Annotated in this window: 19 protein-coding genes; 12 read left to right on the top strand and 7 right to left on the bottom strand. The window is 66.1% G+C overall.

What is annotated here, in order from left to right:
* Positions 1 to 33: 33 nt before the first annotated feature.
* Positions 34 to 582, bottom strand: a complete 549-nt coding sequence (locus AC1DEZ_RS17565; protein WP_476780181.1) for a GcrA family cell cycle regulator — start codon at positions 580 to 582, stop codon at positions 34 to 36.
* A gap of 541 nt (positions 583 to 1,123) precedes the next feature.
* On the opposite strand from AC1DEZ_RS17565, the gene AC1DEZ_RS17560 reads away from it, so the two are divergent.
* The 3 genes from AC1DEZ_RS17560 to AC1DEZ_RS17550 are packed head-to-tail and all read left to right on the top strand — an operon-like array spanning position 1,124 to position 4,304.
* Positions 1,124 to 2,344, top strand: coding sequence for an acetylornithine transaminase (locus tag AC1DEZ_RS17560; RefSeq protein ID WP_476780180.1), 1,221 nt, complete (start codon positions 1,124 to 1,126; stop codon positions 2,342 to 2,344).
* A 38-nt stretch (positions 2,345 to 2,382) separates the two neighbouring features.
* A complete protein-coding gene (gene argF / locus AC1DEZ_RS17555) occupies positions 2,383 to 3,303 on the top strand; it encodes an ornithine carbamoyltransferase (protein ID WP_476780179.1) in 921 nt (306 codons plus the stop codon).
* On the top strand, positions 3,303 to 4,304 hold the full coding sequence (locus AC1DEZ_RS17550) for an Hsp33 family molecular chaperone (RefSeq protein WP_476780178.1): 1,002 nt from the start codon (positions 3,303 to 3,305) through the stop codon (positions 4,302 to 4,304). Before argF ends, AC1DEZ_RS17550 begins: the two co-directional genes overlap by 1 nt.
* Before the next feature lie 115 nt (positions 4,305 to 4,419).
* On the opposite strand, the gene argE is transcribed toward AC1DEZ_RS17550, so the two are convergent.
* Both argE and apaG read right to left on the bottom strand, forming a co-directional pair.
* Complete coding sequence (gene argE / locus AC1DEZ_RS17545; protein ID WP_476780177.1) at positions 4,420 to 5,598, bottom strand: acetylornithine deacetylase; 1,179 nt, start codon at positions 5,596 to 5,598, stop codon at positions 4,420 to 4,422.
* Positions 5,595 to 5,987 carry a Co2+/Mg2+ efflux protein ApaG gene (apaG, locus tag AC1DEZ_RS17540; RefSeq protein ID WP_441510047.1) on the bottom strand — a complete coding sequence of 131 codons (393 nt, stop codon included), beginning with the start codon at positions 5,985 to 5,987 and terminating at the stop codon, positions 5,595 to 5,597. The genes argE and apaG overlap by 4 nt, the downstream gene beginning before the upstream one ends.
* A 199-nt stretch (positions 5,988 to 6,186) precedes the next feature.
* On the opposite strand from apaG, the gene AC1DEZ_RS17535 reads away from it, so the two are divergent.
* The 5 genes from AC1DEZ_RS17535 to rfbA all read left to right on the top strand — a co-directional run bounded on the left by AC1DEZ_RS17535 (position 6,187) and on the right by rfbA (position 10,781).
* A complete protein-coding gene (locus AC1DEZ_RS17535) occupies positions 6,187 to 7,275 on the top strand; it encodes a 2'-deoxycytidine 5'-triphosphate deaminase (protein ID WP_476780176.1) in 1,089 nt (362 codons plus the stop codon).
* Between the two features lie 107 nt (positions 7,276 to 7,382).
* The gene (rfbB, locus tag AC1DEZ_RS17530) at positions 7,383 to 8,438 is read left to right on the top strand and encodes a dTDP-glucose 4,6-dehydratase (protein ID WP_476780175.1); all 1,056 of its coding nucleotides are present in this window, start codon (positions 7,383 to 7,385) and stop codon (positions 8,436 to 8,438) included.
* A gap of 16 nt (positions 8,439 to 8,454) precedes the next feature.
* The gene (rfbC, locus tag AC1DEZ_RS17525) at positions 8,455 to 9,012 is read left to right on the top strand and encodes a dTDP-4-dehydrorhamnose 3,5-epimerase (protein WP_476780174.1); all 558 of its coding nucleotides are present in this window, start codon (positions 8,455 to 8,457) and stop codon (positions 9,010 to 9,012) included.
* Complete coding sequence (gene rfbD / locus AC1DEZ_RS17520) at positions 9,012 to 9,905, top strand: dTDP-4-dehydrorhamnose reductase (protein WP_476780173.1); 894 nt, start codon at positions 9,012 to 9,014, stop codon at positions 9,903 to 9,905. The genes rfbC and rfbD overlap by 1 nt, the downstream gene beginning before the upstream one ends.
* Positions 9,906 to 9,908: 3 nt before the next feature.
* A complete protein-coding gene (rfbA, locus tag AC1DEZ_RS17515) occupies positions 9,909 to 10,781 on the top strand; it encodes a glucose-1-phosphate thymidylyltransferase RfbA (protein WP_476780172.1) in 873 nt (290 codons plus the stop codon).
* Here the strand turns inward: rfbA and AC1DEZ_RS17510 are convergent.
* A complete protein-coding gene (locus tag AC1DEZ_RS17510) occupies positions 10,757 to 11,026 on the bottom strand; it encodes a hypothetical protein (RefSeq protein WP_476780171.1) in 270 nt (89 codons plus the stop codon). The genes rfbA and AC1DEZ_RS17510 overlap by 25 nt on opposite strands.
* A gap of 153 nt (positions 11,027 to 11,179) precedes the next feature.
* Here AC1DEZ_RS17510 and AC1DEZ_RS17505 point away from each other — a divergent pair, with 153 nt between their 5' ends.
* The 3 genes from AC1DEZ_RS17505 to AC1DEZ_RS17495 all read left to right on the top strand — a co-directional run bounded on the left by AC1DEZ_RS17505 (position 11,180) and on the right by AC1DEZ_RS17495 (position 13,668).
* Positions 11,180 to 11,632, top strand: a complete 453-nt coding sequence (locus tag AC1DEZ_RS17505) for a hypothetical protein (RefSeq protein WP_476780170.1) — start codon at positions 11,180 to 11,182, stop codon at positions 11,630 to 11,632.
* A gap of 97 nt (positions 11,633 to 11,729) precedes the next feature.
* A complete protein-coding gene (locus AC1DEZ_RS17500) occupies positions 11,730 to 12,746 on the top strand; it encodes an MraY family glycosyltransferase (protein WP_476780213.1) in 1,017 nt (338 codons plus the stop codon).
* Positions 12,739 to 13,668 carry an NAD-dependent epimerase/dehydratase family protein gene (locus AC1DEZ_RS17495; protein WP_441510038.1) on the top strand — a complete coding sequence of 310 codons (930 nt, stop codon included), beginning with the start codon at positions 12,739 to 12,741 and terminating at the stop codon, positions 13,666 to 13,668. The genes AC1DEZ_RS17500 and AC1DEZ_RS17495 overlap by 8 nt, the downstream gene beginning before the upstream one ends.
* On the opposite strand, the gene AC1DEZ_RS17490 is transcribed toward AC1DEZ_RS17495, so the two are convergent.
* The 3 genes from AC1DEZ_RS17490 to AC1DEZ_RS17480 form a co-directional block, all read right to left on the bottom strand.
* Positions 13,592 to 15,544: an SDR family NAD(P)-dependent oxidoreductase gene (locus AC1DEZ_RS17490; RefSeq protein WP_476780212.1), complete on the bottom strand. Its 1,953-nt coding sequence runs from the start codon at positions 15,542 to 15,544 to the stop codon at positions 13,592 to 13,594. The two genes, AC1DEZ_RS17495 and AC1DEZ_RS17490, sit on opposite strands and share 77 nt — an antisense overlap.
* Positions 15,545 to 15,609: 65 nt before the next feature.
* Positions 15,610 to 16,206 carry a TetR/AcrR family transcriptional regulator gene (locus tag AC1DEZ_RS17485; protein ID WP_441510037.1) on the bottom strand — a complete coding sequence of 199 codons (597 nt, stop codon included), beginning with the start codon at positions 16,204 to 16,206 and terminating at the stop codon, positions 15,610 to 15,612.
* Between the two features lie 184 nt (positions 16,207 to 16,390).
* On the bottom strand, positions 16,391 to 17,872 hold the full coding sequence (locus AC1DEZ_RS17480; protein ID WP_476780169.1) for a cobyric acid synthase: 1,482 nt from the start codon (positions 17,870 to 17,872) through the stop codon (positions 16,391 to 16,393).
* Between the two features lie 368 nt (positions 17,873 to 18,240).
* Between AC1DEZ_RS17480 and AC1DEZ_RS17475 the strand changes: the two genes are divergently transcribed.
* Entirely contained in the window at positions 18,241 to 19,389 is a 1,149-nt protein-coding gene (locus AC1DEZ_RS17475) for an aminotransferase (protein WP_476780168.1), read from the top strand.
* Positions 19,390 to 19,402: the final 13 nt, after the last annotated feature.

The raw sequence follows: 19,402 nt of genomic DNA, 5'->3' as shown, positions 1-19,402 counted from the left end.
GGTTTTCTTTTTCTCGGAGATCGTTCTCCTGGATCAGGCCCGCACCTTGCTCCGGTCGCGCCGGCGGTCGGCCGCAGGCTGGTAGGCGATGCGCGAGTGGTAGCTGCAATAGGGCATGCCGGTCTGCGAGCGCCCGCCGCAGAAACGGAAATCCGGGCTCGTCGGGTCGCCCATCGGCCAGCGGCACATATACTCGCGCAGCTCCATGATGGTGACGCGCTCGGAGAACGGGATCACCACATCCTCGGAAGGCAAAGGCGCAGCCTCTGCCTCGATCGCGGCCTCGGGCGCGAATACCGGCGCCAGGGCGTGGGCGCCGCGCGTGGCATGGGTCGCCGGGGTCGCCATCGGGTGGCTGGGCGAGCGCGGCGGCGTCTTGCGGGGGGCGGCATTGCGCGGTGTGGCCGGCTGGGCCGCACTCTTGGCACGGCCCGAAAGGCCGAGACGGTGAACCTTTCCGATCACCGCATTGCGTGTGACATTGCCCAGCTCGGCGGCGATCTGGCTGGCGCTCAGCCCATCGCTCCAGAGCTTCTTGAGCAATTCGACGCGTTCGTCAGTCCATGCTCCGGCTTCGTTCATCCGCATCACCTGTCTTGTCCGGCCAGCCCTTGCGGGGCCAGCCTTTAAGGGCGCTTCGTGACGGAATCCGGGATCAACGACCTTGCCACAGGGGCAATGCCGTTGCTGCCGCAACAGACGGTACAGGGGACGCCGCACGAAATGTCGTATCTGACAAGACCGACCATACAAGCTGCGGTGACTCGCGAACAAGAGTCGGCGAATCCGAAAACAGCTTTTCCCCAGACGATTCGCGATTGCGCCGTCAAGCGAATCCTTTCGGCAACACCGTAGCCGCCGCTTTGAATTGACAGTCCGGGCCGCCTTAAGCATATTTATCCACAAGGTGACGCGCCCCGTTCGGGCGGCGCTTATGTTTGCGGAATCAAGGCCCGAACGATGCGGATGACGGCGCGACGAGAGTTCAGGAGTTGGGTGCGACGATAACGTCGTAACCGGGTCTTACCGTGGCTGCGCGCCTGCAGCATCCATCCCGGATCGTCGTTCTCAGTTCAGCGCCAATCCGTTCTCACCCCGTCCCCTTCGCGAGGATCTTCGCCCCATGGCCCCCGCCCCTGCTTCCGCCAGCCAATCCGTGCTCGTGCCGACCTATGCCCGCGCCCCCGTCGCCTTCGAGCGCGGCGAAGGCCCCTGGGCGATCACGGCTGACGGCACCCGCTATCTCGATTTCGGCGCCGGTATCGCCGTCAACGCGCTCGGCCATGCCCATCCGCATCTGGTCAAGACATTGACCGAGCAGGCCGGCAAGATCTGGCACACCTCGAACCTCTATGGCGCACCCGAGGGCGAGCGGCTGGCCCGCCGGCTCTGCGAGGCGACCTTCGCCGAGCGTGTCTTCTTCACCAATTCGGGCGCCGAGGCGAACGAGTGCGCCATCAAGATGGCGCGGAAATACCATGCCGCGAAGGGCCATCCCGAGCGCTATCACATCATCACCTTCGAAGGCGCCTTCCACGGCCGGACGCTGGCGACCATCGCTGCCGGCGGCCAGCAGAAATACATCGACGGCTTCGGCCCGAAGGTCGAGGGCTTCGACCAGGTGCCGTTCGACGACGAGAAGGCGCTGCGCGCCGCGATCACGCCGGAGACCGCCGCCCTGATGATCGAGCCGATTCAGGGCGAGGGCGGGCTGCGCTCCGTGCCGCCCCGCTTCCTCAAGCTGCTGCGCGAGCTCTGCGACGAGAATGGCCTGCTGCTGATCTTCGACGAGATCCAGACCGGCGTCGGCCGCACCGGCAAATTCTTCGCTCATGAGATGTACGGCGTCGCGCCCGACATCATGTCGATCGCCAAGGGCATCGGCGGCGGCTTCCCGATGGGTGCCTGCCTCGCGACGGAGGAAGCCGCCTCCGGCATGACGCTCGGCACCCACGGCACCACCTTCGGTGGCAACCCGCTCGCCATGGCGGTCGGCAACGCCGTGCTCGATGTGGTGCTGGCACCGGGCTTCATCGAGAACGTCGGCAAGATCGCCCTGCGGCTGAAGCAGTCGCTGGCCGAGCTCAAGGACAGGCATCCCGATGTCATCGCCGATATCCGCGGCGAGGGGCTGATGCTCGGCCTCAAGCTCCACACGCCCAACACCGACTTCGTCAATGAAGCCCGGGCACAGGGCCTCTTGGTCGTCGGTGCCGGCGACAACGTCGTGCGCCTGCTGCCGCCGCTGATCATCACCGAGGCGGATGTCGCTGAAGCCGTGTCGCGGCTCGACAGGGCCGCCGGCGCCGTCGAGGCGACGCTGAAGCGCCCGGCCGCCGAATAAGTTCAACCCACCCACCCCGCGAAGCGAAGGAAGCGCCCGTGACGCGCCATTTCCTCGATCTCTCCGATTTCTCCGGCAGTGAGCTGCGTGCGATCCTGCGCGCGGGCGAGGAGATGAAATCGCGACGTCGCACACCGGCCGCCGCGGGGGATCGCCTGCTCGAAGGCAAGGTCATCGCCATGATCTTCGAGCAGCCCTCGCTGCGCACGCGCGTTTCCTTCGATGTCGGCATCCGTGAGCTCGGCGGTTCGCCGATGATGGTCGCCGGCCATGAGATCGAGCTTGGTGAGCGCGAGACCATTGCCGATACCGCCCGCGTCCTCTCGCGCTATGTCGATGCGATCATGATCCGTATCCTCGATCACGACTCGCTGGTGGAGATGGCGAAATACGCCACGGTGCCGGTGATCAACGGGCTGACCAAGCGCCAGCATCCCTGCCAGGTCATGGCCGATGTCATGACCTTCCAGGAGCGCAAGGGCTCGATCCAGGGCAAGCGCATCGCTTGGACCGGCGACACCAACAACGTGCTGACCTCCTGGGTCCACGCCGCCGGACGCCTCGATTTCGAGCTCGCGATAGCGACACCCGAGGAACTCGCCCCGCCTCCGGCCCTGATCTCCTGGGCCAAGAAGCAGGGTGCGAAGCTCTCGCTGACCAGCCGGCCCGAGGAAGCGGTGGAGGGCGCCGACTGCGTCATCACCGATTGCTGGGTGTCCATGGGTGACGAGGAGGGCACGCGCCACAATCTGCTGCGGCCCTATCAGGTCGATGAGAGGCTGATGGAGCGCGCCGAGAAGGACGCGATCTTCATGCACTGCCTGCCGGCCTCGCGCGGCGAGGAGGTCACCGACCAGATCATGGACGGTCCGCAATCGGCGGTGTTCGATGAGGCTGAGAACCGGCTGCATGCGCAGAAGGGCATCCTCGCCTGGTGCTTCGGCGGAGTGGCGGCCTGATGGCCGCCGACGACACAGGCGTCACCGCGGGGCTCGACGACCGGGTCGTGCCCTTCGCCGTGCCCGATCTCGATGTGCGCGGCCGCGTGGCGCGGCTGGGCCCGTCGATCGACACGATTCTCGAGCGACACAACTATCCCGCGCCGGTCTCGCGCGTGCTGGGCGAGGCGGCGGCGCTCACCGTGCTGCTGGGCACGGCGCTGAAGTTCGAGGGGCGCTTCCAGCTCCAGACCAAGAGCGACGGCGCGATCTCGATGATGGTGGTCGACTTCAACGCGCCCGACAATTTCCGCGCCGTCGCCCATATCGACGAGGCGAAGCTTGCCCAGGCGATCGCGCTCGAGAAGCTTTCCACCGGCGAGCTGCTGGGCGAGGGCCACCTCGCCATGACGGTCGACCAAGGGACGACCACGACCCGCTACCAGGGCATCGTCGCGCTGAAGCGGCAGGGGCTCGAAGAGGCGGCGCATCAGTATTTCCGCCAGTCCGAGCAGATCCCGACCCGCGTGCGGCTCGGCGTCGGCACGGTCACGACCGGCGGCCGGCCGCAATGGCGCGCCGGCGGCATCCTCGTCCAGTTCATGCCGCATTCGCCCGATCGCCTGCGGGCCGCCGACATCCATCCCGGCGATGCGCCGGAGGGGCATGAGATCCTGAGCGGTGATCCCGACGGCATCAGCGACGACGCCTGGATGGAGGCGCGCTCGCTGGTGGAGACGGTTGAGGACCATGAGCTGCTTGACCCGATGCTGGAGAGCGAGCGCTTGCTCTACCGGCTCTTCCACGAGCGTGGCGCCCGCGTCTTCGAGCCGGTCCTCGTCCGCGAGGCCTGCCGCTGTTCGCGTGAGCGCGTGCTGGCGATGTTGCGCGGCTTTTCGCCCGAGGACCGTCGCGCGATGATCGCCGATGACGGGAAGCTCGGCGTCACCTGCGAGTTCTGCTCGCGGCGCTACAGTTTCGACCCGGCCGAGGTCGAGGACGGGTTGTCGGCGGGGCTTTGACGTCATGCTCGGGCTTGACCCGAGCATCGCATGACGAGAAGGCTGCGTTTCCCGAACCTCTCCGGTGGAAGATTCTCGGGTCCGCGCCGGGCGCGGCCCGAGAATGACGTCAGCTTCAGCCGTTCTGACACTCCGCCATCAGCTTTCGCATGAACGCCTCGCCGGCCTGGAGCTGCTCCAGCGTGATGTATTCGTCGGGCTGATGCGCCTGGTCGATCGAACCGGGCCCGCAGACCACGGTCGCCAGCCCCGCATGCTGGAAATGCCCTGCCTCTGTCGCATAGGCGACCGCGATGGTGTGGTTGCGCCCGGACAGGCGCATGGCGAGCCGCTCGGCCTCTGAGCCCGGCTCGGGCGCGAGCCCCGGCACATCCGAGGTCATTTCCGTCAAGATCGCCGCGCTCGGTGCGGTCGAGCGCATGCGCGCCTGAACCTTGTCCGACACGCCGGCAAAGCGTGCGGGACCCGCCTCGGGATCGGAGGTCGGTAGCGTGCGGATCTCCCAGAGGATCTCGCTGTGATCGGCCAGGATGTTGCGGGCGATGCCGCCATGGAACGAGCCGATATGGACGGTGTCGTAGGGCGGGTCGAAGCGGCCGCTTGCATCCAGCTTCTGCTTGGCGTCCTCGGCCATGTGGTCGAGCTCGGCTGCGAGCAGCGCTCCGGCATGGACGGCGCTGGCGCCGAGCTGCGGCTTGGAGGAATGCGCGGCGAAGCCCTTGATCACGGTCTGGAACGTCCTGACGCCCTTATGCGCGTCGCAGATGTCGAGCGAGGTCGGCTCCCCGACGATGACCGCGCGCGGCCGCGGCAGCGTCTTGCTCATCGCGGCAATGCCGTCGACGACGCCGAGGCAGGTCACTTCCTCGTCATAGGACAGGAAGAGGTGGATCGGTGTCTTGAGGTCGGCGGCGAGGAAATCCGGCACCAGCGCCAGCCCCAGCGCCAGAAAGCCCTTCATGTCGACGGCGCCGCGGCCATAGGCGCGGCCGTCCTCGACATGCAGCGTGAACGGATCACGGCTCCATGCCTGGCCGGTCACCGGCACGACGTCGGTATGCCCGGACAGCACGACGCCGCCGCGATCCTGCGGGCCGATGGTCGCGAATAGCGCCGTCTTGTCGCCCGCTGCATTCGGAAAGCGCACGGACGGCACTCCCCAGCCGGCGAGATAGGCCTCGACGAAATCGATCAGGGGCAGGTTGGATTTGTCGCTGACCGTGTCGAAGGCGACGAGGCGGGCGAGCATCTCGAGCGGCGTGTAGCGCTGCCCGGTTTGAGCGGAGGCGGTCAATGCAGAACCTTCTTCACATAAGGGGAGTCGAGCGGGAAGAGCGGCACTTCCACGTCGAAGATCGTGCCGCTCTCATCCTGCATGGCGTAGAAACCGTGCATCGAGCCGTCCGGCGTCGTCAGCGGGCAGCCTGAGGTATAGTTGAAGCTCTCGCCCGGTCTAAGCACCGGCTGCCTGCCGACGACGCCCTCACCGCGCACCTCGTGCATCTCGCCGCGCCCGTCGGTGATGAACCAGTGGCGGGTCATCAATTGCACCGTCTGCGTCGAGAGATTCACGATCTCGATCGCGTAGGCCCAGAAATAGCGGCCCTGCGCATGCGAGGATTCCGCTTCCAGGAAGGATGGCGCCACGGTCACACGCACGCCGCGCGTCTGTGCCTGATACATGGTCGAGGCTCCGGCTGCAGCCTGTGACGACGTCTGCCGCCACGGTTCAGTTATCGGCCTGCCAGCGGCAGCGTCAATGCGTCCGTGCCGTGATTCTGGCGTGGACAACCCTGTGGCTATTGCCCGGCATGCGGTCCACCGTACTTGGCCTTTCCGGAGTGCTTCGCTAGCTATGATCGATTACCCCTGCGGACCTCGCATGTTGCCCTTCAAGCCCGGCATCCAGCCAGATAGCTCCATCCGCGCCTTCATCGAGCAGGGCGCGATCAGGCTTGCCCGGCCGCCGGCGGAAGGGCAGATTCAACCCGCGAGCCTCGATCTGCGGCTGGGCGATCGTGCCTATCGTGTCCGTGCCAGCTTCCTACCCGGCCCCGAGCGCACGGTGCGCAGCCGGATCGAGGATCTCTCGCTGCATGAGATCGATCTGACGCGCGGCGCGGTACTGGAAACGGACTGCGTCTATATCGCCGAGCTGATGGAAGGTCTGAAGCTGCCCAAGGGCCTGCGCGCCGCCGCCAATCCGAAGAGCTCGACCGGCCGTCTCGACGTCTTCACCCGCGTCATCACCGACCGGGCTCGTGAATTCGATCTGGTCGAGGACGGCTATGAGGGGCCGCTCTTCATCGAGATCTCGCCGCGCACCTTCCCGGTGCTGGTACGTTCCGGCTCGCGGCTCTCGCAGATCCGCTTCCGCTCCGGTGAGACCCGGCTCGGTGACCGTGCACTCGAAGGGGTTCATGCCCGCGAGACGCTAGTCACGGCCGCCGAACCCTCCTTCCAAGGCGGCGTCGCCGTCAGCGTCGACCTCTCGGGTTTCGACGGGTTGCTCGGCTATCGCGGCAAGCATCATACCGCGCTGATCGATGTCGATCGCGTCGGCGCCTATCGCGCCGCCGATTTCTGGGAGCCGATCGCCGCCGACGGCTCGCGCAGCATGATCCTCGACCCCGGCCAGTTCTACATCCTGGCCTCCAAGGAGGCTGTGCACGTCCCGCCGGACTATGCCGCGGAGATGACGCCTTTCGATGCGCTCGTCGGCGAATTCCGGGTGCACTATGCCGGCTTCTTCGACCCCGGCTTCGGCCACAGCGCTGCCGGTGGCCAAGGCGCGCGCGCCGTGCTCGAGGTTCGCTCCCGCGACGTGCCCTTCATCATCGAGGACGGCCAGATCGTCGGGCGGCTCGTCTACGAGACCATGGCGGCACGGCCGGAGGCGCTCTACGGCGCCGGGCTGAAATCGAACTATCAGGGCCAGGCCCTCAAGCTCTCCAAGCATTTCAAGGCCTGACCGGGACTGGGGCGGCGAACGCGCGATGCTTGACACGTCGTCTCAAGGCTGGTCCTTGCCCTGAGCTTCACGGCTGAAGACACTGGCTTGCTCGGAGGCGCGCAAGAATGCCCTCGCGTTTTCTCGTCACCGGCGGTGCCGGCTTCATCGGTTCGGCGGTTGTTCGGAAGCTGATCGGGGAGACCGAGCATCAGGTCTGCGTGGTCGACAAGCTGACCTATGCCGGCAATCTGGCATCGCTGGATCCTGTTGCAGGCAGCAACCGCTACCGCTTCGAGCAGGCGGATATCGGCGACGCCCTGCGGATGAAGGCGATCTTTGCCGATTTCGCTCCCGACGTGGTGATGCATCTGGCGGCCGAGAGCCATGTCGACCGCTCGATCGACGGACCGGCCGCCTTCATCGAGACGAATGTCGTCGGAACTTTCACGCTGCTGCAGGAGGCGCTGCGCCACTACCGGACGCTGCCGGGCGAGGATAAGGCGCGCTTCCGCTTCCACCATATCTCGACCGACGAGGTCTTCGGCTCGCTTGGTGCAGAAGGGTTCTTTCGGGAAGATACCGCCTATCAGCCGAACTCGCCCTATTCGGCCTCGAAGGCGGCGTCGGACCATCTCGTGCGGGCCTGGCACCACACTTACGGCCTGCCGGTGGTGATGACCAATTGCTCGAACAATTACGGGCCCTATCACTTCCCCGAGAAGCTGATCCCGCTGATCATTATCAACGCGCTCGAGGGCAAGCCTCTGCCGGTCTATGGCAACGGGCTCAATGTGCGCGACTGGCTCTATGTCGACGACCATGCCGACGCCCTGCTCACGGTTGCGACCGCCGGCAAGCTCGGCGAGAGCTACAATATCGGCGGCCATAACGAGAAGACCAATATCGAGGTGGTGAAGGCGATCTGCGCCATCCTCGACGAGCTCAGGCCCGATCCGAAGGGTGCGCGCGAGCGCCTGATCTCCTATGTCACCGACCGGCCGGGCCACGACGCGCGCTATGCGATCGATGCCGGCAAGATCGGCCGCGAGCTCGGCTGGACGCCGAAGCAGACTTTCGAGACGGGCTTGCGCCGCACCGTCGAATGGTATCTCGCCAATCCGAAATGGTGGGGCGACATCCGTTCCGGCATCTATCGCGGCGAGCGCCTCGGCGCGGCCTGAAAAGGGAACGGAAGCGATGCTGAGCGTCGAGGAAACGGCGATCCCTGCCGTCAAGGTCATCACGCCGAAGAAGTTCGGCGATCATCGCGGCTTCTTCTCGGAAACCTGGAGCCGGAAAGCCTTCGCCGAGGCTGGGCTCGATCTCGATTTCGTGCAGGACAACCAGTCGCTGTCGGCACCGGTGGGCACGCTGCGCGGGCTGCATTTCCAGTCGCCGCCCTTCGCGCAGGACAAGCTGGTGCGGGTGACGCGCGGCCGTATTCTCGACGTCACGGTCGACATCCGGGCCTCGTCGCCGAGCTTCGGCAGGCATGTCGCAGTCGAGCTCTCGGCCGAGAACTGGAAGCAGATCCTGGTCCCGGTCGGCTTCGCCCACGGCTTCGTCACGCTCGAGCCGGATACCGAGGTGCTCTACAAGGTTACGGCGCCCTATGCGCCCGAGAACGATCACGGGCTCGCCTTCGACGACCCGGCGCTCGGCATCGACTGGGGCGCGCCGCTGGCCTCGCTCACCCTCTCCGACAAGGACCGCAAGCATCCGCGCCTCGCCGAGATGCTGCGTTATTTCGACTGATGACACTCCGCATCGCCGTCACCGGCTGGACCGGCCAGGTCGTCCGCGCCATGCTGGAGCGCGTGCCCGTCGGCGCCGAGGTCATCGCGCTGCGCCGGCCGGACCTCGACCTCGCCATCCCCAGAACGGTCGCGCCGGCCCTGCGCGCAGCCCGGCCTGACGTCATCGTCAACACCGCGGCCTATACGGCCGTGGACCAGGCCGAGAGCGAGCCGGAGCTTGCCATGCGCGTCAACGGCGAAGCGGCTGGCGAGGCGGCCCGGGCCGCCTCGGCTCTCGGCATTCCCGTGATCCAGCTCTCGACCGACTATGTCTTCGACGGCGCGCTCGACCGCCCCTATCGCGAGAACGACCCGACCGGGCCGATCTCGGCCTATGGCGCCAGCAAGCTCGCCGGCGAGCAGGCTGTCGCTGCGGCGACCGACAACCACGCGATCCTGCGCACAGCCTGGATCTACAGCCCCTTCGGCAAGAATTTCGTCAAGACCATGCTGCGCCTGGCCGAGACGCGCGACGAGGTCGGCGTCGTCGCCGATCAGCTGGGCTGCCCGACCAGTGCGCTCGACATTGCCGACGCGATCTTCGCCGTGGCGCGCAATCTCATCGAGCGGCCGGGCGAGGCGTCCCTGCGCGGCATCTTCCATATGGCAGCCCGGGGCGAGGCCGTCTGGGCGGATGTTGCCGAGGCGATCTTCGCCGAACAGGTGCGCCTGGGCGGCAAGCCGGTCGCGGTGAAGCGCATTGCCACAGTCGATTACCCGACGCCGGCGCGCCGGCCGGCGAATTCGCGGCTCGACTCGACGAAACTGGCAGTGACACATGGCGTCGGCCTGCCGGAGTGGCAAGGCTCGCTTCGGACTTGTGTCGAGCGGCTTCTCAAGGATCAGGACTAGACGATGAAGGGCATCATCCTCGCCGGCGGCTCCGGCACGCGGCTGCATCCGATGACTCTGGCGATGTCGAAGCAGCTTCTGCCGGTCTACGACAAGCCGATGATCTATTATCCGCTCTCGACGCTGATGCTCGCCGGCATCCGCGAGGTTCTGATCATCTCGACCCCGCACGATCTGCCGAACTTCAAGCGCCTCCTCGGCGATGGTTCGGACTGGGGCATGAGCCTCAGCTATGCGGAACAGCCCCATCCAGGCGGGCTGGCCCAGGCCTATCTGATCGGGGCCGATTTCGTCGCCGGCGAACCCTCCGTGCTCATCCTCGGCGATAATCTGTTCTATGGTCACTCCCTGCCCGAGATGATGGCGCGGGCGGCGGCGCGGACCAAGGGCGCGACGGTCTTCGCCTATCACGTGCGCGATCCCGAGCGTTACGGCGTCGTCGCGTTCGATGCTTCCGGCAAGGCGATCTCGATCGAGGAAAAGCCTCCCGTACCGAAGTCGAACTGGGCTGTAACGGGCCTCTATTTCTACGACGGCCAGGTCGTCGACATCGCAAGATCCCTGAAGCCCTCGCGGCGTGGCGAGCTGGAGATTACCGACATCAACCGCATCTATCTGGAGCGCGGCGAGCTTTCTGTGGAATCCATGGGCCGCGGCTTCGCCTGGCTCGACACCGGCACCCCCGACAGCATGCTCGAGGCCGGCGAGTTCGTCCGCACGCTGGAAGCACGCCAAGGCCTGCGCATCGCCTGCCCCGAGGAGATCGCCTATCGCCAGGGATGGATTTCAAGCGTCAAGTTAAGAGTTCTCGGCGAGGAAATCGCTAAGAGCGATTACGGCCGCTATATCGTTCAGATCGCTGAAACGGGGGCATAGCTCGGCGGGCCAGGGCAACGGAGCCAGCAGCCGAAACGACGATTTGGGAGCGCCAAAAGCCGGTTCACACCGGTGCCGATTGCGCCGCCGAGAAGAAAAAGACGGCGAGCGCCAGCAGGAAAGCGAAGCTGACGAAGCGAACGGGAGACATGGTGACCTGCGGCGGATGGAACGTTGCGCGGGACGATGCCGGCAAGCTCTGAAATCGCGATCAATTCGACAGGTAAAATTGCGTCGATTTGCATGGTTCCGGCCTTTGAGGCTGATGTTTTGGCTTTCGCCCCCTCCCGGAGGCACCCCGGCAACGCGAGATTTGTTGGCTTCGCCCTCTGTCGGGATCGAAATCGCGTTTCGCGGGTTCATTCCTCGCGCTGCCAACCGGGCGCAAGGAGTAGGACATGATCACGATCAGGCACACCGCCGTTTCCCTCGCGGCCTTCATGATGTTGGCTCCGCCAGCCATGGCGCAGTCGGCGCGCTCGCTCGGGCCTTCCACGGGTTCCGTTCGCATCGAGCAGCTTCAGGCGGGCTTTATCGCCTCGGGCGAGGGAGGCGGCGGAACCTTGCGCTTCCGTGGCCGCTCCTATCCGATCACTGTCGGCGGTCTCGGAATCGGTACGGTCGGCGCCTCCCGGACCGTCGCGACGGGGACGGTCTATGGGCTGCGCAATGTCTCCGACTTCCCCGGCGCTTATGTCCAGTTGAAGGAAGGCTGGGCCGTGGGCAATAAGGGAAGCGGCAATGTCTGGCTGCGCAACGACAAGGGCGTGACCCTGCGGCTCGCGACGCGTCGGGAGGGGCTTCAGCTTTCGTTTGGCGCCGACGGCGTGTTGGTCGCCTTCAAGCAATAGCCTCCATCGCGGGCTGGCACGGGTCGGCGAAGGTCATCTCGCGCATTAGCCACTAGGCTTTTGCGCAGCCTCGGCTATGGTGCGGCCCGCCTTGTCGATGCTGTTGATCCCGTTTGTCGCTCTCTTCGCCGCCGCCTTCCTGGCGGCGTTGCTATGCGTTCGGCTGCGCCCGCTTCTGTTGCGCTATGCGCTGGCTCGGCCGAATGCGCGCTCAAGCCACAAAGTGCCGACGCCGCAGGGCGGGGGCATCGCTGTGCTGATCGGAACCCTCCTGGCCTTGGCCGTGGCGCTCTGGCTCGGCCGGGCGGAAAGCGAAGCGTGGCGGGCGGTGCTGATCCTCGGCTCGGCAGTCGTGGCGCTGGCCGTGGTCGGAGCCTGGGACGATATACGGCCTCTGCCGGCCAGCCTCCGTCTGGTGCTGCAGGCCGCCTGCGTCGGCTATGTGCTGTTTGGCGCCGCGCCTGGATTGCGCCTGTTTCCGGAGATCGTGCCGCTGGCGGTCGAACGGGCGCTGGCCCTTCTGGCCGGAGTCTGGTTCGTCAACCTCGTCAATTTCATGGATGGGCTCGACTGGATAACCGTCGCGGGTATCGTGCCGCTTGCCGGGGCTCTCGCGCTGGCGGGAAGCCTGGGCGCGATCGATCCGGTTACCGGTTGGCTGGCCGCCGCGCTCTGTGGCGGGTTGATCGGCTTCGCCCCCTTCAACAAACCGGTAGCGCGGCTGTTTCTCGGAGATGTCGGCTCGCTCCCGATCGGCCTCGTCACGGCCTATCTGCTCTACCGGCTCGCCGGGACCGGCGCCTTTGCCGCGGCGGTGATCCTGCCGCTCTACCACATCGCCGATGCCACCATCACGCTGCTGCGCCGGCTGGCGCGCGGCGAGAAGGTCTGGGAGGCGCATCGCTCGCATTTCTACCAGCAGGCGACGACGAACGGCTTCAGCGTGATTGCTGTGGTCCGCCGCGTCGCGCTCTTGAATGTCGCTCTCGTCGTGTTGGCTGGCATCTCGATCGCCTGGCCGCAGACCGGGGTCCAGCTAGGTTGCCTCGTTGCCGCCGGCCTGCTGACGGGTTTGCTGCTGCGCCGCTTTGCGGCAGGTCCGCGCCATGGCTAGCCCATTGATCCTCGTGACCGGCGCCAGTGGCTTCGTCGGCCCGCATGTCGTTGCAGCTCTGACGCAGGCCGGCTATCGCCTGCGTCTCGCCCAGCGCCGGCCCCATGATGTGCCACCCGGCGTCGAAACCATCCTGACGGGCGACCTGGCGGGGCCGATCGATTGGACGCCGGCGCTCGAAGGCGTCGATCACGTGGTCCATATGGCGGGCTTGGCCCACGCCGGGCCTGGCTTGGACGAAGCGCTCTACGCCCGCATCAACACCGAAGCGACGCTGGAACTGGCACAGGCGGCCGCGGTGGCCGGCGTGCGGCGCTTCGTCTACCTTTCCTCGATCAAGGCATTGTCCGGCGCTTTCGACGGGCCTCCCCTGTCAGAAACAGCGGAGCCTGTGCCCGGCGATGCCTATGGCCGTTCCAAGCTCGCGGCCGAACGAGGGCTCGATCAGCTCTCTCTCGATTGGGTGGCGCTGCGGCCGGTGCTGATCTATGGCCCAGGCGTCAAGGCCAACATGGCGGCATTGCTCAGGCTGGCAAGCCTGCCGCTGCCCCTCCCGCTTGGTGCCCTAAACGCGCCACGCTCCTTGCTCGCCGTCGAGAACATGGCCGATGCCGTCCGTTTCGCGTTGACGCCCGATTGCCCGGCAAGGCAGGCCTATGCGGTCGCCGACCCCGAGCCGATGAGCGTCGCCGACATGCTGGCGGCGTTGCGCTCCGGCCTCGGTCGTTCGCCGGGGCTGATTTCGGTGCCGGAATCGCTTCTCAGGCGGCTGGCGCGTCTCGCCGGGCGCGAGGAAACCTTTCTCAAGCTGGCAGGGAGCCTCGTCGCGCGGCCCGAGCGCCTGCTCAAGGCCGGCTGGCGGCCGCCTGTAGAGACGGGCGCGGCTCTGGCGCGCCTTGCTGCTGCGCCTCGCGCTGGCTGAAATCGGGGATCGCCTCTTCGAGCACTGCATTGGCCGCGCCACGGTCGTCGGCCTTGATCGCCGCTTCAAGCCGGGTCAGCCAGCCTTGCAGGCGGGCGCGGCCGGCGAAGATCGGCTTGGCGGCCATGACGCCGTCAAGCCCCGTTTCGGCCATCGGCTCGTCCCGGGCAAACAGGATTTCGTTCAGGCGTTCGCCGGGCCTGACGCCTGACACGATGATCTCGATATCCTCGCCCGGCTCGAAGCCGGCAAGGCGGATCATCCGCTCGGCCAGATCCATGATCCGCATGGGCTGGCCCATCTTGAGCACATAGACCGCCGCCCGCTCGGCATCCTGCCCGCCGACGGTGGCGTGCGACGCCGCGGTCAGCACGAGGTCGCAGGCCTCGCGGATCGTCATGAAGTAGCGGATCATGTCGGGGCTGGTGACGGTGACGGGGCCGCCGCGCGCGATCTGCGCCTTGAATTTCGGCACTACGGAACCGACCGAGCCGAGCACATTGCCGAAGCGCACGGCCACGAGCCGCATGTCGGAGGCGGCGGCCACAAACTCGGCATCGCGCGACTGCGCATACATCTCGGCAAAGCGCTTGGTCGCGCCGAGCATGGAGACCGGCTCGATCGCCTTGTCGGTCGAGATCATCACGAAGGTCTTCGCCTGCGCCGCAACGGCGGCGTCGGTCACGTTCGCCGAGCCGAAGATGTTGGTCTTGATGCCCTCGCTCCAATCCGCCTCGAGATAGGGGACGTGCTTCAGCGCGGCGGCGTGGATCACGATATCCGGCCGGAAGGCAACGAAGAGGGGGACGATGCGCTCGCGGTCTCGCACATCGGCCAGGACGCCCGAGACAGCCGTGTCCGGGGCCTGGACGGCCAGCTGCTCGGTAATCTGGAACAGGGCGGGCTCGGAGCTCTCGACGATCAGCAGTTCGGCGGCGCCGAAGGCGGCGCAGCGCAGGCAGATCTCCGAGCCGATCGAGCCGCCCCCGCCCGTTACGATCACCCGCTTGTCTTTGAGGAACCCGCCCAGCCGTTCGCGGTCGATAGCGACCGTCGAGCGGACCAGCAGGTCTTCGATTTCCAGCGGTGCAACCTCGGTGTCGCGCGCGCCCTCGCCGAGCGCCTCGATGCGCGAGATCGGCAGGGCGAGTTTACGGGTCCTGGCGAGCCATTTCTCCGGCTGCGCCTCCGGCAACAGCGCCGAGGGCGTGGCGACGATGCGGCGGAAGGCCTCGCCACGTTCGGCGGCCTCGGACGCGATTCCTTCGATGTCGGACAGCAGGCCGAGCACCGGGACGCCGCGGATCGACTGGCCGAGATCGTCGGGGCGGGGCGACAGAATACCGGCAGGGCGTAGTCGCTTCATCGTTCCCGTCTCGATGGCGCGGATCACCATTTCGACTTCGACGCCGCGCCCGAGGATCAGCGTCGGCAGGGTCGCCTCGCGTCCGCTGGAGCGCGAGCGGGCATATTTCAGATAGCGATAGGCAAGGCGCGGTCCGCCCAGTAGCGAATTCTGGACGAGCCAGTAGAGAGCGATGGTGATTTTGCCAAAATAGAAATTGCCATAGAAGTTGGGCGCGACGAGCACATAGTCGACAGCCAGCAGCGAGACGGTGAGAACCGAGACGGCCTTGACGATATTCGATAGGTCCGGCAGCGAGGCGAAGCGCCACTTCGAGCGATAGAGCGAGAAGAACCAGTAGACCAGCCCGGCATAAGCCACGAAGAACGGCAGGAATCGCGGCAGATAGCGCAGATGCTCGTCGAGCAGCGCGCCTTCGAAGCGGACGACGAAGACGAGCCAGATCGCCAGCGCCGTCATCACGAGGTCGTGGACGACGACCGCCGTCTTCTTCAGATTCTGTTTGGGCAGGATGGCCATGTCAGGCGGGGTATCCCGCTCCCTCGATGGCTTGTCAACGCGCGATGGGCGCTTGCTCAGTTAGCGGGCGGCCTGGCTTCCAGCGCGCTGAGGACGAAGGCGATCATTTCGTCGGGCGATGGGCCGGGAATACACTCGCATTGCGTGATCAGCAGCGGGTGCATGAAGCGAATCATCGCCGTGCGGATGCAGCCCGTCGCATGGGCAGGCTCAACAGGCCGAAACTCGCCTCGGGAGATGCCGTCGGCCACGACACGGCGCAGGACAACGTCGAAGCGCTCGATATGGGCGATGATCGCATCCCAGCTTTCCTCCATGGCCGCGCAGACCATTTCCTGCATGCGGGCATGCCCGGCGAAGCGGGCGGCGTTAAGCCGGTAGGAGGTCGCGAGGATATCGCGAAGCCGGTCGGCCGCAGGCCGATCCTCGGCGGCGATGGTGGCGATCGCTTCTTCCTGCTCGCGCTTGTAGCGCTCCAGCACGGCTTCATTGATCGACTTCTTGGAATCGAAGAAGCGGTAGACATTGGCGGGGCTCATCCGTAGGGACTTCGCGATGTCCGCCACGGTCGTCTTCTGATAGCCGATGTCCCGAAAAAAGCGCTCGGCGGTGTCGACGATGATCTGCTTGGTATCGCGTTCGGAATGACTCACGGCGTCGCCGGCTTGTTTGTATTTCAACGAATGCGGTGAAGAATTGATCCTTATGACGAATTTCGTCATTCGTCAACGTTATGGCAGATAAAGACTTTTGCGTTGACCTGCATCAATTTTGGCTGAAGTGAAATCCTGACAAGCCGCTACAATGGCCGATGGGCCGCGATCCGCGGGCGCTGCCCTATGCGGTCGGAGATCGCGATTTTGCGATGTCGAGCAGCGCATCGATGTCGAGATGGCGCTCTATATGGCCTGCAAGCGCGTCGAGCGTGCTGTCGACGGTGTCGCCATAGCCCAGCGCCGAAGGCAGTTTGGCCCCTGCGATACGGGCGAGCCAGGCGCTGCGCACTGCATCCGAGGCAAAGATGCCATGCAGATAGCTGCCGGCAACCCGTCCGTCGGCGCTGGCCGCACCCTCGGCCCGATCATCGACCTGGAATGGCGCGCGGGCGGTGTCGCCGCCCACGGTTCGGCCGAGATGGATTTCATAGGCCTCCCCGTTGGTGGCGCTGGCAATGTGGCAGAAGCCGACCTCGCGAACGGTCTTCTCGGCATCAAGGCTGGTTTCGACATCGAGAAGGCCGAGGCCGGTCGCCTCGCCGGCAGGGCCTTCCAGGCGGAGCGGGTCGCGCACCACGCGTCCGAGCATCTGRTAGCCGCCGCAGAGGCCGAGGAYATGCCCTCCRCGYCGGCGATGGGCGAGGATGTCGATGTCCCAGCCCTCCCGTCGCAGTGCCGCAAGGTCCCGCAAGGTCGTCTTGGAGCCCGGCAGGATGACGAGATCGGCATCCCCCGGGAGCGCCTGGCCCGGGCCGATCATCGCGAGGTCGACGCAGTCCTCCAGCTTGAGCGGATCGAGGTCGTCGAAATTGGCGATGCCCGGCAGCACGGGCACCGCGATCTTGATGCGCGCACCGGGCTTGCGTCCTGAACGGATATCGAGGCCGTCTTCCGCAGGCAGGCGCGCCGCATCTGCGAACCAGGGGATGACGCCGAGCGAGGGCCATCCCGTGGCCGCCGCTATGGTGTCCAGGCCGGGGCCGAAAAGCCCCACATCCCCGCGGAAGCGGTTGATCGCGAAAGCGCGGATCATCGCCCGGTCGGCCTGATCCAGCACTGCATGGGTGCCGACGAGGCTGGCGATCACCCCGCCCCGGTCGATATCGCCGACCAGCACCGCAGGAACGCCGGCGGCTCGCGCAAAGCCGAGATTCGCGATGTCGCGCGCGCGCAGATTGGTCTCGGCCGGCGAGCCCGCTCCTTCGACGAGGATCAGATCGGCCTGCTCGCCGAGGCGCTCGAAGCTTTCCAGAACGCGGGGCAGAAAATCGCCGCGCCGAGCGAAATCGCGGGAAGTGAGCCGCCCGGCGACGCGGCCTTGCAGGATGACCTGGCTGCCTTGCTCGCCCTCGGGTTTCAGCAGCACCGGGTTCATGTCGGGATGCGGCGCGATGCGCGCGGCGCGCGCCTGCAGCGCCTGCGCGCGCCCGATCTCGCCCGCTGCCGTGGCGGCGGCATTGTTCGACATGTTCTGCGGCTTGAAGGGGGCTACGGCGAGACCGCGATTCGCAAAGAGCCGGCAAAGGCCGGCGACCACCAGCGACTTTCCGACATTGGAGCCGGTGCCGAGGATCATGATGGCGGGCGTGGACGCGCGGGACATCGCCCTGCTTAGCCCGGTTTCACGGGGTGCGGAAAGCCGCCAGCCGGGGCAATCGTCACGCAAGGAAGGTGTTGAACTTTGGTGCCGTCTGCATCGGGCGTGCCCAGGCGGAATACGCCCCGGAAGGATCACCATGCTGACAAGGTTCGCCGGTCCACTGCGGCACCTTGCTACGCCAAAGGGGCGAAGTCGTAACAGGATCCCGCCGAGGACCGGCTGAGACTCGATAGACACTGACCGATGATGAATGTCAACATTCATCACTCGGCACTTGATACGGGCGCTCCGGCTCGGCACAAGCATCGGGATGCGCGCCGCCATCCGGCATGTTAAAGCCGGCTTCGTCCTCTTTTCTGCCGGCCTCTGCGATGAATCCGATCTTCTCCGCCCTTCCGACCACCGTCTTCGAGACGATGTCGCAGCTCGCGCGCGAAACCGGCGCGGTCAATCTCGGCCAGGGCTTTCCGGACGATCCCGGTCCGGAGGATGTGCGGCGCAAGGCCGCGGACGCCGTCTTGGACGGCTGGAACCAATACCCGCCGATGATGGGCCTGCCGGAGCTGCGTCAGGCCGCAGCCACGCATTACAAGCACTGGCAGGGGCTCGATCTCGATCCGAACACCGAGGTGATGGTGACGTCCGGCGCGACCGAGGCGATCGCCGGGGCGCTGATGGCTCTTGTCACGCCCGGCGACGAGGTCGTGCTGTTCGAGCCGATGTACGACGCCTATCTGCCGCTCGTGCGGCGCGCTGGCGGCATCCCGAAATTCGTGACGCTGACGCCGCCGCATTTCGGTCTGACGGAGGAGGCGCTGGCCAAGGCCTTCTCCCCCAAGACGAAGGTCGTGCTGTTCAACAACCCGCTCAACCCGACGGCGACGATCTTCGGCAAGACAGACCTCGATCTCCTCGCCGATTTCTGCGTCCGGCACGACGCCATCGCGATCTGCGACGAGGTCTGGGAACATGTCGTCTTCGACGGGCACCGCCATGCCTCGGTGCTGGGCCGGCCGGATATGCGCGAACGTACCGTCAAGATCTCCTCTGCGGGCAAGATCTTCTCGCTCACGGGCTGGAAGGTCGGGCTCGTCATGGCCGCTCCGGCGATCATGCGGGTCCTTGCCAAGGCGCACCAATACATCACCTTCACCACCCCGCCGAACCTGCAGGCGGCCGTCGCCTATGGGCTGGGCAAGGGCGATGACTATTTCGAGGGTATGCGTGCCGATTTCCAGCGCTCGCGCGACCGCTTCGCCGCCGGCTTGCGCGATCTCGGCTTCGCGGTGCTGCCCAGCGCCGGCACCTATTTCCTGAACGTCGATATCGCCCCGCTCGGCGAGAGCGACGACGCCGATTTCTGCCGCCGCCTCGTCACCGAAAGCGGCGTCGCTGCGATCCCGGTCAGCGCCTTCTACGCCGAAGGAGCGGTCAAGAACGTCGTCCGCTTCTGCTTCGCCAAGCGCGACGCGACGCTCGATGCGGCGCTGGAGAGGCTTGCGACCCGCCGTCCGCGTTGAGGCGGATGTATGT

Source organism: Allobosea sp. 10L422 (assembly GCF_056395345.1).
The sequence above is the reverse complement of the archived record's forward strand: the minus strand, read 5'-3'. Positions and strand labels throughout refer to the sequence as shown.

Bases quoted from the DNA above. Each gene is read 5' to 3' on its own strand.
- AC1DEZ_RS17475 (WP_476780168.1), top strand. From the start codon at position 18,241: ATGAATCCGATCTTCTCCGCCCTTCCGACCACCGTCTTCGAGACGATG.
- rfbC (WP_476780174.1), top strand. From the start codon at position 8,455: ATGCTGAGCGTCGAGGAAACGGCGATCCCTGCCGTCAAGGTCATCACG.
- AC1DEZ_RS17510 (WP_476780171.1), bottom strand. From the start codon at position 11,026: ATGCAAATCGACGCAATTTTACCTGTCGAATTGATCGCGATTTCAGAG.
- rfbA (WP_476780172.1), top strand. From the start codon at position 9,909: ATGAAGGGCATCATCCTCGCCGGCGGCTCCGGCACGCGGCTGCATCCG.
- rfbD (WP_476780173.1), top strand. From the start codon at position 9,012: ATGACACTCCGCATCGCCGTCACCGGCTGGACCGGCCAGGTCGTCCGC.
- AC1DEZ_RS17500 (WP_476780213.1), top strand. From the start codon at position 11,730: ATGCTGTTGATCCCGTTTGTCGCTCTCTTCGCCGCCGCCTTCCTGGCG.
- AC1DEZ_RS17565 (WP_476780181.1), bottom strand. From the start codon at position 582: ATGAACGAAGCCGGAGCATGGACTGACGAACGCGTCGAATTGCTCAAG.
- AC1DEZ_RS17495 (WP_441510038.1), top strand. From the start codon at position 12,739: ATGGCTAGCCCATTGATCCTCGTGACCGGCGCCAGTGGCTTCGTCGGC.
- AC1DEZ_RS17505 (WP_476780170.1), top strand. From the start codon at position 11,180: ATGATCACGATCAGGCACACCGCCGTTTCCCTCGCGGCCTTCATGATG.
- AC1DEZ_RS17550 (WP_476780178.1), top strand. From the start codon at position 3,303: ATGGCCGCCGACGACACAGGCGTCACCGCGGGGCTCGACGACCGGGTC.
- AC1DEZ_RS17535 (WP_476780176.1), top strand. From the start codon at position 6,187: ATGTTGCCCTTCAAGCCCGGCATCCAGCCAGATAGCTCCATCCGCGCC.
- rfbB (WP_476780175.1), top strand. From the start codon at position 7,383: ATGCCCTCGCGTTTTCTCGTCACCGGCGGTGCCGGCTTCATCGGTTCG.
- AC1DEZ_RS17560 (WP_476780180.1), top strand. From the start codon at position 1,124: ATGGCCCCCGCCCCTGCTTCCGCCAGCCAATCCGTGCTCGTGCCGACC.
- apaG (WP_441510047.1), bottom strand. From the start codon at position 5,987: ATGTATCAGGCACAGACGCGCGGCGTGCGTGTGACCGTGGCGCCATCC.